Genomic DNA, 13,730 nt, shown 5'->3' on the forward strand with positions numbered 1-13,730 from the left:
GAGGATCGGGGCATGCCCCGGCACAGCGCCTTGCGGCCTTTCGGCAAGCCGGTCGTCAGCGGGCTCTGTTGAGGCTCTGCAGAGCGGCCTTGAGCAACTGGCCGACTTGTGGCGTGCCCCCAGCGGCTTCGGCCTGCGGTGCTACGGCGGACACGGCCTCGTCGGCCTCGCGGGTCGCGTATCCCAAGCCGATCAAAGCCGCGTGCAGTTGGTCGCGCCAGCCCTGGGTGACCGGTGCGCCGACCACCGGGGCTCCGATCGGCTCGCCCAGCCGGTCCTTCAGTTCGAGCAGCAGCTTCTGGGCGCCCTTCTTGCCGATGCCGGGGACGGCGGTCAGGGCCTTCTCGTCGCCGGTCGACACCGCGCGGCGCAGGGCGTCCGGGGAGTGGACGGCCAGCATGGCCTGGGCCAGGCGGGGGCCGACGCCGCTCGCGGTCTGGAGCAGCTCGAAGATCTGGCGTTCGTCGTCGTCCGCGAAGCCGTACAGGGTGAGCGAGTCCTCGCGGACGACCAGGGACGTGGCCAGCTTGGTCTGCTGGCCCATCCGCAGTCCCGAGAGGGTGTTCGGCGTGCATTGGACGGCGATGCCGATCCCGCCCACCTCGACCACGGCGGAGTCCGGGGCAAGGGCGGCGACCGGGCCGCTGACGAAGGCGATCATGCCGTTCGGCCTTTCGACGTGGTCGGTGCTTTGGCTGCGTGCAGGGCCACGGCCTGCTGGAGTCGGTTCTGCGCGGGGGCGCGCCAGATGTGGCAGATGGCGAGCGCGAGGGCGTCGGCGGCGTCGGCGGGCTTGGGCGGGGCGCTGAGCCGCAGCAGGCGGGTGACCATGGCACCGACCTGTGCCTTGTCGGCGCGGCCGCTGCCGGTGACGGCGGCCTTGACCTCGCTGGGGGTGTGCAGGGCGACCGGGATGCCGCGGCGGGCGGCGCAGAGCATGGCGACGGCGCTGGCCTGGGCGGTGCCCATCACCGTACGGACGTTGTGCTGGCTGAACACCCGCTCCACGGCGACGAATTCGGGCCGATGCTCGTCCAGCCACTCCTCGATGCCCTGCTCGATGGCGACGAGGCGGAGTCCCAACTCGGCGTCCGCGGGCGTGCGGACGACGCCGACGCCGAGCATGGTGAGCGGGCGTCCGGCGACGCCTTCGACCACTCCCACACCGCATCGGGTCAGCCCCGGGTCCACCCCCAGCACGCGCACGCCGCGCCCCTCCCTGTCCATCGCCTGTTTGTGCAGGCTATCGGGTGCCACTGACAACGTCGGACACCAACGCCCGGCAAAGCGACGGGCCGACGGGGGGTGTTCCCGTCGGCCCGTTGAGCTCGTTCGGCTCGCGGCAGCGCTATGCGTCGACCTTCTCCATGATCTCGTCGCTGACATCGAAGTTGGCGAAGACGTTCTGGACGTCGTCGCTGTCCTCGAGCGCGTCGATCAGCTTGAAGATCTTCTTGGCGCCCTCCTCGTCCAGTTCGACCTGGACGGACGGCACGAAGCTGGAGTCGGCGGAGTCGTAGTCGATACCGGCCTCCTGGAGGGCGGTGCGGACCGCGACCAGGTCGGTGGCCTCGCTGATGACCTCGAAGGACTCACCGAGGTCGTTGACCTCCTCGGCGCCCGCGTCCAGTACGGCGGTGAGGACGTCGTCCTCGGTCAGCTCACCCTTGGGGACGATGACGACGCCCTTGCGGCTGAACATGTACGACACCGAGCCCGGGTCTGCCATGTTGCCGCCGTTGCGGGTCATGGCGACACGGACGTCGGAGGCGGCGCGGTTGCGGTTGTCGGTGAGGCACTCGATGAGCACCGCGACGCCGTTCGGTCCGTAGCCCTCGTACATGATCGTCTCGTAGTCGGCGCCGCCGGCCTCGAGACCGCCACCGCGCTTGATCGCGGAGTCGATGTTCTTGTTCGGCACCGACTGCTTCTTGGCCTTCTGGACGGCGTCATAGAGCGTCGGGTTGCCGTCGAGGTCGACGCCGCCCATACGCGCCGCGACCTCGATGTTCTTGATCAGCTTCGCGAAGAGCTTGCCGCGCTTGGCGTCGATCACGGCCTTCTTGTGCTTCGTCGTGGCCCATTTAGAGTGGCCGGACATCTGCCTGTCTCCTTCGCGTAACCCATCTATGAACGAACGCCAGAGATCCTACAAGGACTCCGCTGTCCGGTTCGCGCGCACCATGTCGACGAACAGGCCGTGCACGCGGTGGTCGCCGGTCAGTTCCGGGTGGAACGACGTGGCCAGCGCGTTGCCCTGGCGGACCGCGACGATGTGACCGTCGTGCTCGGCGAGGACCTCGGCCTCGGCGCCGACGGACTCGACCCAGGGAGCGCGGATGAAGACGCCCTCCACGGGATCGCCCTCGACACCCTTCACGTCGAGCGCCGCCTCGAAGGACTCGTTCTGCCGTCCGAAGGCGTTGCGGCGCACGATCATGTCGATGCCGCCGATCGTCTCCTGGCCCGAGCGCGGGTCGAGGATCTTGTCGGCGAGCATGATCATGCCGGCGCAGGTGCCGTAGACGGGCATGCCGTCCTGCACGCGCGCGCGTAGGGGCTCCATCACGCCGAAGAGGACGGCCAGCTTGGAGATGGTCGTGGACTCGCCGCCGGGGATGACGAGGCCGTCGACCTCGGCGAGCTCTTCGGGGCGCCGCACCGGCCTGGCCACGGCGTCGGCCGCGGCCAGGGCGATGAGGTGCTCCCGTACGTCGCCCTGGAGGGCCAGGACGCCTATGACGGGTGCGTCAGTCATGTACGTGCAGTCCTTGCAGGGATGCCGGAGGGGTGCTTACCAGCCGCGGTTGGCGTAGCGCTCGGTCTCGGGGAGGGTGTCGCAGTTGATGCCGACCATGGCCTCGCCGAGGTTGCGGGACGCGTCCGCGATGATCTTCGGGTCGTCGTAGAAGGTGGTCGCCTTCACGATGGCGGCGGCGCGCTTGGCCGGGTCGCCGGACTTGAAGATGCCGGAGCCGACGAAGACGCCCTCGGCGCCGAGCTGGCGCATGAGCGCGGCGTCGGCGGGGGTGGCCACACCGCCGGCGGAGAACAGCACCACCGGGAGCTTGCCGAGCTCGGCGACCTCCTTGACCAGCTCGTACGGGGCGCGCAGCTCCTTGGCGGCGGCGTACAGCTCGTGGTTGTCGAAGCCGCGCAGCTTGGCGATCTCGTTCTTGATCTGGCGCAGGTGGCGGACGGCCTCGACGACGTTGCCCGTGCCGGCCTCGCCCTTGGAGCGGATCATGGCCGCGCCCTCGGCGATGCGGCGCAGGGCCTCGCCCAGGTTGGTGGCGCCACAGACGAACGGGGTCGTGAAGGACCACTTGTCGGAGTGGTTGACCTCGTCGGCCGGGGTGAGGACCTCGGACTCGTCGATGTAGTCGACGCCGAGGGACTGCAGGACCTGCGCCTCGACGAAGTGGCCGATGCGGGACTTGGCCATGACCGGGATCGAGACGGCGTCGATGATGCCCTCGATCATGTCCGGGTCGGACATGCGTGCCACGCCGCCGTCCTTGCGGATGTCCGCCGGGACCCGCTCCAGGGCCATGACGGCGACGGCGCCCGCGTCCTCGGCGATCTTCGCCTGCTCCGGCGTGACGACGTCCATGATCACGCCGCCCTTGAGCTGCTCGGCCATGCCGCGCTTCACGCGCGCGGTGCCGGTCTCGGGGGCCTGGTTTTCGGAAGTGGACACGGGTGACCTCGCTCGGTGAAAAAGGGCTACTGCAAGCAACGAGGAAACGTGAGGGGCGGGGGCCACTTCAAGGGCCAATGGTGAGGCGGTGGATCGTTTTCCCAGGATCTGGGCGCCTGGCGGCGTTAGTGTCCTCGCATGGAACAGCGCATCAGTCTGGTCACGCTGGGGGTTTCCGATGTGGCGCGCTCCCGGGCCTTCTACGAGGCCCTGGGCTGGCGGGGACAGGAGGTCGAGGAGACCGTCTTCTTCCAGGCGGGCGGGCTGGCCCTGGTCCTGTGGGGCCGCGACAAGCTCGCGCGGGACTGCGGCCTGACGGACGGCACGGCCGCCGGCTTCGGCGGGATCGCCCTGGCCCACAACGTCCGCTCCGACGCCGAGGTCGACGCCCTGCTCACGGCCGCGCAACGGGCCGGAGCGACGGTCACCAAGCCGGCCGCCACGAACGCCGTCGGCTTCTACTCCGGCTGCTTCGTCGACCCGGACGGCCACGCCTGGGAGATCGCGCACAACCCCGGCTTCCCGCTCGCCGAGGACGGTTCCCTCACGCTGCCCGACTTCGGCACGTCCTAAGGCCTGTCCGCCCGGATCATGCCGGCGTCGCGGCCTCTGGCACGCGCTCCCTCACCCCTGAATCGGCTTCGCCCGGCTCGCGCGGGGGCACACCCGCCACGCCCGGCTCGCGCGGGGGCACACCCGCCACGCCCGGCTCGGCTTGGCCGGCCTGCACCGTTTCTTTCAGCCGTCCCGATCCGCCGCCGGTCCGCGCTAGCCCGCCCGGTCCGCCAGGGCCGCCGGGGGCTCGTCGTCCATCTCGAAGGCCAGGGGGAACGGGGCGTGGCCCGCCAGGCGGAACCAGCGGACCTTACGGTGTCGCCGCAGGGCCCGGGCGGCTCGTACGGCGTCGTTGTGGAAGCGGCGGGCCATCGGTACCCGGCGGATCGCCTCGGTCAGCTCACGGGCCGCCTCCTCGCCTCCGGGCGCCTCCCGTACGGCTTCCACCTGCTGGGTCTCGGCGAACACGGCCCGCAGCGCCTGGCTCAGCTCGCTCTCGGCGACCTCCCGCTGCTCCTCCTCGGCCTGCCGGGCGGCATGGGCGGCCTCGTACAGGACGATCGACGCGGCCGGATCCAGCACGCCGGAGGTGGCCAGTTCCTGGGCCACCGACGCGCGGCGCAGCAGCTGTGCGTCGAGGGCGGCGCGCGCCGCGTCGATCCTGGCGTGCAGCCGGTCGAGGCGACCCGCGGTCCAGCTCAGGTAGAGGCCGATCGCGACGAGGGCTACGAGGATCCAGATGAGAGTTGCGGTCACGGCCCGCAGACTAGCTCCGTCACCGGGTGCCGCCGCCCCCAGACCCCCGCTTCGGCCCTGGACGGGCCTCGTCCCCGAACGCCGGACGGGCTGAAATCCCCCGTCCGGCGCCGAGAGCCGTCACGTGCCTTCAGTCCCGCGCCAACCCCAGTCGTGCCCGCAGGCCGCTCCCGCCGCCGCCTCCGGCCCGCTCATCCGCGGCCACCGCCGCCGCCCCCGCCGTCACCGTCTCGTACACCGAAAGGATGTCGGCACCAACCGTGGACCAGTCGAAGCGGCGTACATGCTCGCTCCCCCGCTCCCGCAGCTCCGCTCTTCGGGCCGGGTCCTCCAGGAGACGGACCGCCGACTCGGCCAGGGCGTCCGCGTCCTCGTTGGTGAAGAGTTCGCCCGCCGCCCCCTGGTCGAGGACCTGGGCGAAGGCGTCCAGATCCGAGGCGAGAACCGGGGCGCCGGCCGACATCGCCTCGACCAGGATGATCCCGAAGCTCTCGCCGCCGGTGTTGGGGGCGACGTACAGGTCGACGCTGCGCAGGAAGCGGGCCTTGTCCTCGTCGCTGATCATGCCGAGGAACTCGACGCGGGAGCGGAGCTCCTTGGGCAGCGACTCGACCGCCTCCTCCTCGTCGCCCCGGCCCGCCACCAGCAGCCTGGTCTGCGGGCGGGCGGCGAGGATCTTGGGCAGGGCCCTCATCAGCACCGGCAGGCCCTTGCGGGGCTCGTCGATGCGGCCGATGAAGCCGATCGTGTCGCCCTGCCACTCGGGGTTGGGCTCGGCCTTGGCGAAGAACTCGACGTCGACGCCGTTGGGGATGACCACCGCGTCGCCGCCCAGGTGTTCGACCAGCGTGCGGCGGGCGTACTCGCTCACCGCGATCCGGGCGCTGATCTTCTCCAGGGCCGCCTGGAGGATCGAGTACGCGGCGATCATCGCCTTGGACCGGGGGTTGGAGGTGTGGAACGTGGCGACCATCGGGCCCTGTGCCGCCCAGCAGGTCAGCAGGCCGAGCGAGGGTGAGGCCGGCTCGTGGATGTGCACCACGTCGAACTCGCCGTCGTGCAGCCAGCGGCGCACGCGGGCCGCAGAGAGGAAGCCGAAGTTCAGGCGGGCGACCGAGCCGTTGTACGGCACCGGGACGGCACGGCCCGCCGAGACCACGTACGGCGGGAGCGGGGTGTCGTCGTCGGCCGGGGCCAGGACGGACACCTCGTGGCCGAGCCGGATGAAGTACTCGGCGAGGTCACGGATGTGGAACTGGACGCCACCCGGCACGTCCCAGGAGTACGGGCAGACGATGCCGATCCTCACGGACGCTCCCCGTCCCGGCCGTCGGCGGCGGATGGTCGTGGTTCCAGGTCGGCGAGCCACAAGCGCTGGAGCATGTGCCAGTCCTCCGGATGTTCGGCGATCCCCGTGGCGAAGGCGTCGGCCAGCGCCTGTGTCATGACAGACGTCTTCTCGGCCCGGCTACCTGTCTCGGGCACCTCGATCGGCGGATGGATCTGTCCCCGCATGACCGGGGAGCCGTCGTACCAGAGCGTGACGGGGAGCAGCAGCGCCCCGGTCTGCTGGGCGAGCAGCGCCGGGCCGGCGGGCATGCGGGCCGTGTCGCCGAAGAACTCGACCTCGACGCCGGACGCCGACAGGTCACGGTCCGCGACCAGGCAGACCAGGCCGCCGTCGCGCAGCCTGCGGGCCAGCGTGCCGAAGGCGGTGCCGCCGCTGTGCGGCAGGACCTCCATGCCGAGGCCCTCGCGGTAGGCGACGAAGCGGTCGTAGAGCGTCTCGGGCTTGAGGCGCTCGGCGACCGTGGTGAAGGGGGTTTCCAGCTTGGTGGTGACCCAGGCGCCCGCGAGGTCCCAGTTGGCCAGGTGCGGCAGGGCGAGTACCACGCCGTTTCCGGCGGCCAGGCCGTCGGTCAGGTAGTGCAGGTCCTTGGGCTCGAAGCCGCCCTTGACGCGCTCGGCGCTCCACGCTGGGAGCCGGAAGGACTCCATCCAGTAGCGCAGGTACGACCGCATGCCCGCGCGCGAGAGCTCGGCGAGGCGCTGCGGGCTCGCGTCGGGCACCACGCGCGCGTAGTTGCTCTCCAGCCGCCGCACGCCCTTGCCCCGCTGCTTCCAGGCGAGGTCGGCGATGGTGCGGCCGAGCCGCACGGCGACCGGCTCGGGGAGCTTCTTGACGGTGCCCCAGCCGAGGCCGTACAGCGCGTCCGTGAGGCGCTCCTGGGCACTCACTTGGCTGCCTCGCTCCCTTGAGAGGCGCTCTGCGACTCGTCGTCCTGTGCGGTCGCCGCCTCCGCCTCCGCCGACTCGCGGCGAACCGTGACGACCCGCTGGATCAGCGTGACGAGGCTGCCGACGGCGACGATCCACAGGGCGACGGGCAGCAGGTACTGGATACCGGGTACCCCGAACTTGTGCAGGCCCGCGAGACCGGCCGCGACCAGCGAGATCACCAGGCGCTCGGCCCGCTCGACGAGGCCGTTGACCGCGACCGGCAGGCCGATCGACTCGCCGCGGGCCTTCGTGTACGACACCACCTGGCCGCTGGCCAGACAGAAGATCGAGACGGCGCACAGGACGAGGTCGTCGCCCCCACCGGCGTACCAGAGGATGAAGCCGCCGAAGATCGCGCCGTCGGCGACCCGGTCGAGCGTGGAGTCCAGGAAGGCGCCCCAGCGGCTGGAGCGGCCGAGCTGGCGGGCCATGTTTCCGTCGACGAGGTCGGAGAACACGAACAGCGTGATCACGACCGTGCCCCAGAAGAACTCGCCCCTGGGGTAGAAGACCAGCGCGCCCGCGACCACACCGGCCGTGCCGATGAGCGTGACCGTGTCGGGGCTCACGCCCCGCCGGATCAGAAACGCGGCGAACGGTGTGAGGACACGCGTGAAGAATGCACGCGCGTACTTGTTCAGCATGGCCTTCCCGAGGGTCGGTGTGGCGCCGTGGGGCCCCTGCTGGCCACCGGCTGGCCCATCGTAGCCACGCGCGCGTGCGGGCGACCGCCGGGCACTCGTACCCGGCTCGGACGGGCCGGTCCACCGGTGCCGGACGGCGCGATCGCGTCCGCCGTATGGACGCACCGTGACGGGAGTGGAAAGCTCGAAGGACCGCGGGCGTCACCGGAGCCGCCTCGCACGCGGATCCGCATGTCCGCGCCCACAGTGACCTCACCGTGCACGGGAGGCAGGATCATGGGCGACAAGGCGAACGCACACCCCGGAGCCGCCGGCAGGGCTACAGCGGCCGACCACCCCGCGTCCGTACGGAATGTGGTGCTGGTCGGCCACAGCGGATCCGGCAAGACGACTCTGGTGGAGGCTCTCGCGCTCACCGCGGGGGCGGTGAACCGGGCGGGCCGCGTGGAGGACGGCGGCACCGTCTCCGACTACGACGAGATCGAGCACCGGCAGCAGCGCTCGGTGCAGCTCTCCCTGGTGCCGGTCGAATGGGACGGCATCAAGGTCAACCTTCTGGACACCCCCGGATACGCCGACTTCGTCGGGGAACTCAGGGCCGGTCTGCGCGCGGCGGACGCGGCCCTCTTCGTCGTCTCCGCCTCGGACGGCGTGGACGGCTCGACCCGCATGGTGTGGGAGGAGTGCGCGGCCGTCGGCATGCCGCGCGCGATCGTCGTCACGCACCTGGAGGCCGCCAGGGCCGACTACGAGGAGATGACGCGGATCTGCGCGGAGGCCTTCGGCGGGGACGACCCCGACGCCGTGCTCCCGCTGTATCTGCCGTTGCACGGCCCGCAGGCCCCGGACGGGCACGCGCCCGTGACGGGTCTGATCGGGCTGCTGTCGCAGCAGCTGTTCGACTACTCCTCCGGGGAACGCAAGGGGTCCGAGCCTGGCGAGGACCAGCTGCCTCAGATCGAGGAGGCCCGCAACAGGCTGATCGAGGGGATCATCGCGGAGAGCGAGGACGAGACCCTCATGGACCGGTATCTGGGCGGCGAGCAGATCGACGTCAAGACGCTGATCGAGGACTTGGAGCGAGCCGTCGCGCGCGGCACGTTCTTCCCCGTCCTGGCCGCCGCCCCGGCCGCCGACGGTGCCCGGCAGGGGCTGGGCACGGTCGAGGTGCTGGAGCTGATCACGCGGGGCTTCCCGACACCGCTGGAGCGCGAGGCGCCGCGGGTCACCACGGTCGACGGCAAACCGCGCGAGCTGAAGTCGTGCGATCCGGACGGGCCGCTGGTCGCGGAGGTCGTGAAGACGGCGTCCGACCCGTACGTCGGCCGCGTGTCGATGGTGCGCGTCTTCTCCGGCACCCTGCACCCCGACGAGACGGTCCATGTCTCCGGGCACGGGCTGGCCGACCGCGGGCACGAGGACCACGACGTCGACGAGCGGATCGGCGCCCTGTCCGCGCCCTTCGGCAAACAGCAGCGGACGCTCACCCACGCCATCGCGGGCGACCTGGCCTGTGTGGCGAAACTCAGCCGCGCCGAGACCGGTGACACGCTGTCCGCCAAGGACGACCCGCTCCTGATGGAGCCCTGGCAGATGCCCGACCCGCTGCTGCCGCTCGCCATCCAGGCGCACAGCAAGGCGGACGAGGACAAGCTGTCACAAGGGCTGTCCCGGCTGGTCGCCGAGGACCCGACCATGCGGCTCGAACAGAACCAGAACACCCACCAGGTGGTGCTGTGGTGCCTGGGCGAGGCGCACGCGGACGTCGCCCTCGAACGGCTGCGCAGCCGCTACGGCGTCCAGGTCGACGTCGTGCCGCACAAGGTCTCCCTGCGCGAGACGTTCGCGAACAAGGCGGCGGGCCGCGGCCGGCATGTGAAGCAGTCCGGTGGGCACGGGCAGTACGCGATCTGCGAGATCGAGGTGGAGCCGCTGCCGGGCGGCTCGGGCATCGAGTTCGTGGACAAGGTCGTCGGCGGCGCGGTGCCGCGGCAGTTCATCCCGTCCGTGGAGAAGGGCGTAAGGGCCCAGGCGGCCAAGGGAGTTGCGGCCGGGCATCCGCTCGTCGACATCCGGGTCACCCTGCTCGACGGCAAGGCGCACTCGGTGGACTCCTCCGACGCCGCGTTCCAGACGGCCGGCGCGCTCGCGCTGCGCGAGGCGGCGGCCGACACGAAGATCCATCTGCTGGAGCCGGTGGCCGAGGTGTCCGTCCTCGTCGGCGACGAGTACGTCGGCGCCGTGATGAGCGACCTGTCCGGGCGACGCGGCCGCGTCCTCGGCACCGAGCAGACCAGCGGTGGCCGCACGCTCATCAAGGCCGAGGTGCCCGAGATCGAGATCGGCCGGTACGCCGTCGATCTGAGGTCGCTGTCGCACGGCACCGCACGCTTCAACCGCTCGTACGCGCGGCACGAGCCGATGCCGCCCCAGGTCGCGGAAAGGATTCGGGAAGAGGCGCGCGACGCCTCGTAGTCGGCGCCCGGTACTGGCCGTAGTCGGCGCCCGGCGCTGACGAACGGCTCTTGCGGAACGCTCCCCTCCGCGTCGGCGGGCGGCATTGGGCCGTCCGCCGACGGTTGTCGGTGGCGGGGGATACGCTGATCATTGATCAACAGGTGTGCGGAGTACGGAAGTCGGGAAGGCCGCAGAAGCGACAGTGCGGCGATCGGGGGCGGGAATGACCGTTGAGAGCGGTTACGCGGACATCTTCGGTCCGCAGGTGCCGCGCACGGCCGGCGAGGGACAGACGGCGACGTTCGCGCTGGCCTCGGCGGCCTATCGGGACAATCCGTTTCAGGACATCAAGAAGGCCGACAACGAATGGCACCAGACCGACGTCAAGGAAGGCCGCGCATGGGCCAGGATCTTCCGGCCCAACCTGGGTGAGGCCTTCTCACGTGCCGTCGTCGACCGCATGCTCGGCAGCGGCCGCAAGCCGCTGATCCAGTCCTTCGGCACCGAGCCGCAGGTCGTCGTCGAGCACTGTCTGGCCGCCAACAACATCCGCAAGGCCCGCGACCGGCTGCTCAGCGCCATCACGGTCCTGTGCGGTGTGCTCTTCCTGCCCGGCCTGCTGGTGTGGCTGCTGATCTTCCAACTGCGCACCACCATCGGCAAGGCGAACGAGAAGCGGGGCGGTGCGCTGGCCTCCGTGCTGCTCGTCGCGGCGGGCGCGCTGGCCGTGATCTTCCTGATCCGGATGCCGTTCGGCGGGTTCTGGGCGTGGTACGCGCGTGCCTGTGTGGTCATGCCGGTGGTCGGCTGGTTCTGGGCCAAGCAGGTCTGCGAGCGCACCGCGAGGGATCTGCGGGAGCGGTGGGACAGCCTGCTGGCCGGCAGCAGCGTCGGCGCGAAGGTGCCGGAGGCGGTGCCGACCAGCCCCACCGAGACCCAGGCCGAGCAGCTGCGGCAGTCGCTCGCCAAGCTCAGCGCCGAGCAGCAGTCCAACTCCGTGTTCTACGCCGGGCCCAAGGGGATACTCGGCATGGGAACCCGGTGGGGCAGCTGGCAGTTGGCCGAGAACCTTTCTCCGGCCGACCCCACTCGGGAGATCCACCCCTTCCGCAGCTGGGACGTCATCCGCTCGATCCACGACCAGTTGCGCATGCTGGAGCGCGGTCCGCTGAACACCGGTGGTTTTCCCAAGCCTTCGATACGGCACTGGGTCGTCACGCCGATCGCCGAGGGCGCGAAGGCGGTGTCCCGGCCGGAGGGCACGGACGTCGAGGCGTACCAGGTCAAGCAGCACGCGATACAGGACATCTGCAACAAGCAGCAGTTCGGCAGCGGTGACCGGCACTACCTGGGCGTCCAGTGGACGCTGTGGGACGGGCAGTTGATCATCACCATGCTGATCACGGTGACCGTGCTGCACGAGACGTTGCGCATCGAGGTCACCGGGCATGCCCTCGGCCCGGTGAACGGGCTCTTCCAGGAGAAGCCCGAGGCGCCGACCAAGGAGGTCGCCAAGTCGCTGAAGCCGTGGGAGACGCGCAAGATCAAGCTTCCGCTGGTGAACAGCGACGAGGTGGTCCGGCTGGCGGTCCGGGCCCCGATCTCCTGGTATCCGCCGCTGCTGAACTGGCTGGGCGGCACGATAGGCCTGCCCGAGCCGTTCGGGCTCCGGCACGCGTGGGCGGATCAGCCCTGGCGGCACCGCTTCATGGCCGACGACGCGCTGCGCGCCGCCACGCCGGTGCTGCGGGTGGTGCATGCAGCGGCGATCAAGGTGCTGGACGAGAACGGCGTGGACACGGAGAAGTTCGGTACGCGCTCGGCGTTCCTGAGTACGGCTGTGCAGGATGCGGCGCCGCGGAAGGCCGACGTCTACGACGCGTAGGCCTCCGGCGGTTGAGCGGGTGAGTGGGTCTGGGTGAGCGTGCCTGGGGGCTGCGCCCCCAGACCCCCGCTTCGGCCCTGAACGGGCCTCGTCCTCAAACGCCGGACCGGCTGGTTGGCCACGCCTCCGCCAGCATCTTGCGGGTGTCCGCCAGCAGCTGCGGCAGCACCCGTGTGTGGCCCACGACCGGCATGAAATTCGTGTCGCCGCCCCAGCGCGGGACGATGTGCTGGTGGAGGTGGGCCGCGATGCCCGCGCCGGCGACCGAGCCCTGGTTCATGCCGATGTTGAAGCCGTGGGAACCGGAGGCGGTGCGCAGGGCCGTCATCGCCTGCTTGGTCAGGGCGGCGAGCTCGATGGTCTCGGGCTCGGTGAGGTCGGTGTAGTCGGCGACGTGGCGGTAGGGCACGACCATGAGGTGGCCGCCGTTGTACGGGTACAGGTTGAGGACCGCGTACACCTGCTCACCGCGCCTGACGATCAGCCCGTCCTCGTCGGACTTGGCCGGGATGGAGCAGAAGGGGCAACCGTCGTCGGCTCCGGGGCCGGTCGGCTTGTTCTCACCCTGGATGTAGGCCATCCGATGGGGCGTCCACAGGCGCTGGAACGCGTCCTGGATCCCCACTCCCCACTGCTGCTCCGGCTCACTCGTCATGCGTGCAGCATATGGCTTCGTCCGTTCGCGGCGTGTCGCCGGGGCGCGCACCCGATTGCCCCGGGCCAAGCTGGGCCGGTGGACGATGACAGCCGTACGGCCCGCTGGCGGCGGCACACCGAGGTCGCGCTCTTCGTGGCGTCGCTGATCTTTCTCGCCTCGTACGCGGTCCGGGTGCTGGGCCATGGTCACCTGCCGCCGGCCGTGCTCGACCTCTGCCTCGCGCTGACCTTCGCCGCCTGGACGCTGTTCGCCGTCGACTACGCCGTCTGCTGGCGGCTCAGCGGGCAGCGCCTGGGCTTCGTACGGACTCACCTGTTGGACACCGTGGTGCTGGTGCTGCCGCTGTTGCGGCCGCTGCGGGTCGTGAAGTTGTACGAGGCTGTCCAGCGCCGGCACGGACGGCCCCGGCTCTCCCTGCACGCGCGCGTGATCGTGTACGCCGGGCTGTCCACCCTGCTGCTGGGCTTCACGGGCGCCCTGGCCGTCTACCAGCACGAACGCGGGGCGCCGGGCACGACGATGCGGAGCTTCGGGGACGCCGTGTGGTGGACGTGCTCGACCCTCGCCACGGTCGGCTACGGCGACATCACTCCCGTCACGTCACGCGGGCGGGTGATCGCCGTCGGAATCATGGCGGTCGGGCTGGGCCTGCTCGGCGCCGTGACCGGCACGTTCGCCTCGTGGCTCCTGCAGGCCTTCTCCCGCGGGGAAGACGACCGCAGGAAAGACGGCCATGGGAACGACGAAAGGCCCTCGGGAAGCTGAACTCCCGAGGGCCTTCGTCATGTACGAGCG

At 70.7% G+C, this 13,730-nt stretch carries 13 protein-coding genes and 1 pseudogene; 4 read left to right on the forward strand and 10 right to left on the reverse strand.

Annotated elements, in window-relative coordinates; translation table 11 throughout:
- Positions 1-55: 55 nt before the first annotated feature.
- The 5 genes from ruvA to pdxS form a co-directional block, all read right to left on the reverse strand.
- Complete coding sequence (gene ruvA, locus ACIREI_RS16225; protein ID WP_403333052.1) at positions 56-661, reverse strand: Holliday junction branch migration protein RuvA; 606 nt, start codon at positions 659-661, stop codon at positions 56-58.
- On the reverse strand, positions 658-1,206 hold the full coding sequence (gene ruvC, locus ACIREI_RS16230; RefSeq protein ID WP_403333677.1) for a crossover junction endodeoxyribonuclease RuvC: 549 nt from the start codon (positions 1,204-1,206) through the stop codon (positions 658-660). The genes ruvA and ruvC overlap by 4 nt, the downstream gene beginning before the upstream one ends.
- Before the next feature lie 142 nt (positions 1,207-1,348).
- Positions 1,349-2,101, reverse strand: a complete 753-nt coding sequence (locus ACIREI_RS16235) for a YebC/PmpR family DNA-binding transcriptional regulator (RefSeq protein WP_128427832.1) — start codon at positions 2,099-2,101, stop codon at positions 1,349-1,351.
- Between the two features lie 48 nt (positions 2,102-2,149).
- Positions 2,150-2,758, reverse strand: a complete 609-nt coding sequence (gene pdxT, locus ACIREI_RS16240; protein ID WP_403333055.1) for a pyridoxal 5'-phosphate synthase glutaminase subunit PdxT — start codon at positions 2,756-2,758, stop codon at positions 2,150-2,152.
- A gap of 36 nt (positions 2,759-2,794) precedes the next feature.
- Positions 2,795-3,700, reverse strand: coding sequence for a pyridoxal 5'-phosphate synthase lyase subunit PdxS (gene pdxS, locus ACIREI_RS16245; RefSeq protein ID WP_403333058.1), 906 nt, complete (start codon positions 3,698-3,700; stop codon positions 2,795-2,797).
- 138 nt (positions 3,701-3,838) lie between these two features.
- On the opposite strand from pdxS, the gene ACIREI_RS16250 reads away from it, so the two are divergent.
- On the forward strand, positions 3,839-4,273 hold the full coding sequence (locus tag ACIREI_RS16250) for a VOC family protein (protein WP_403333061.1): 435 nt from the start codon (positions 3,839-3,841) through the stop codon (positions 4,271-4,273).
- 195 nt (positions 4,274-4,468) lie between these two features.
- Here ACIREI_RS16250 and ACIREI_RS16255 read toward each other — a convergent pair whose 3' ends face one another.
- The 4 genes and pseudogenes from ACIREI_RS16255 to pgsA form a co-directional block, all read right to left on the reverse strand.
- Positions 4,469-5,011, reverse strand: coding sequence for a hypothetical protein (locus tag ACIREI_RS16255; protein WP_403333064.1), 543 nt, complete (start codon positions 5,009-5,011; stop codon positions 4,469-4,471).
- A gap of 130 nt (positions 5,012-5,141) precedes the next feature.
- Positions 5,142-6,320 carry a glycosyltransferase family 4 protein gene (locus ACIREI_RS16260; RefSeq protein ID WP_403333067.1) on the reverse strand — a complete coding sequence of 393 codons (1,179 nt, stop codon included), beginning with the start codon at positions 6,318-6,320 and terminating at the stop codon, positions 5,142-5,144.
- Positions 6,317-7,249, reverse strand: coding sequence for a phosphatidylinositol mannoside acyltransferase (locus ACIREI_RS16265; protein WP_403333070.1), 933 nt, complete (start codon positions 7,247-7,249; stop codon positions 6,317-6,319). Before ACIREI_RS16265 ends, ACIREI_RS16260 begins: the two co-directional genes overlap by 4 nt.
- A pseudogene (gene pgsA / locus ACIREI_RS16270) lies at positions 7,246-7,994 on the reverse strand (phosphatidylinositol phosphate synthase). Before pgsA ends, ACIREI_RS16265 begins: the two are co-directional and overlap by 4 nt.
- Before the next feature lie 217 nt (positions 7,995-8,211).
- On the opposite strand from pgsA, the gene ACIREI_RS16275 reads away from it, so the two are divergent.
- The gene (locus ACIREI_RS16275) at positions 8,212-10,410 is read left to right on the forward strand and encodes an elongation factor G-like protein EF-G2 (protein ID WP_403333073.1); all 2,199 of its coding nucleotides are present in this window, start codon (positions 8,212-8,214) and stop codon (positions 10,408-10,410) included.
- A gap of 205 nt (positions 10,411-10,615) precedes the next feature.
- Positions 10,616-12,277: a hypothetical protein gene (locus ACIREI_RS16280; protein WP_403333076.1), complete on the forward strand. Its 1,662-nt coding sequence runs from the start codon at positions 10,616-10,618 to the stop codon at positions 12,275-12,277.
- 94 nt (positions 12,278-12,371) lie between these two features.
- On the opposite strand, the gene ACIREI_RS16285 is transcribed toward ACIREI_RS16280, so the two are convergent.
- A complete protein-coding gene (locus ACIREI_RS16285; RefSeq protein ID WP_403333079.1) occupies positions 12,372-12,932 on the reverse strand; it encodes an HIT family protein in 561 nt (186 codons plus the stop codon).
- A gap of 78 nt (positions 12,933-13,010) precedes the next feature.
- On the opposite strand from ACIREI_RS16285, the gene ACIREI_RS16290 reads away from it, so the two are divergent.
- Entirely contained in the window at positions 13,011-13,700 is a 690-nt protein-coding gene (locus ACIREI_RS16290; RefSeq protein ID WP_403333082.1) for a potassium channel family protein, read from the forward strand.
- Positions 13,701-13,730: the final 30 nt, after the last annotated feature.

Source organism: Streptomyces sp. NPDC093591, assembly GCF_044764885.1.
GTDB lineage: Bacteria > Actinomycetota > Actinomycetes > Streptomycetales > Streptomycetaceae > Streptomyces.

Coding starts and splice junctions, on each gene's coding strand:
- ruvA (WP_403333052.1), bottom strand. CDS start 661: ATGATCGCCTTCGTCAGCGGCCCGGTCGCCGCCCTTGCCCCGGACTCC.
- ACIREI_RS16235 (WP_128427832.1), bottom strand. CDS start 2,101: ATGTCCGGCCACTCTAAATGGGCCACGACGAAGCACAAGAAGGCCGTG.
- pdxT (WP_403333055.1), bottom strand. CDS start 2,758: ATGACTGACGCACCCGTCATAGGCGTCCTGGCCCTCCAGGGCGACGTA.
- ACIREI_RS16250 (WP_403333061.1), top strand. CDS start 3,839: ATGGAACAGCGCATCAGTCTGGTCACGCTGGGGGTTTCCGATGTGGCG.
- ACIREI_RS16275 (WP_403333073.1), top strand. CDS start 8,212: ATGGGCGACAAGGCGAACGCACACCCCGGAGCCGCCGGCAGGGCTACA.
- ACIREI_RS16280 (WP_403333076.1), top strand. CDS start 10,616: ATGACCGTTGAGAGCGGTTACGCGGACATCTTCGGTCCGCAGGTGCCG.
- ACIREI_RS16285 (WP_403333079.1), bottom strand. CDS start 12,932: ATGACGAGTGAGCCGGAGCAGCAGTGGGGAGTGGGGATCCAGGACGCG.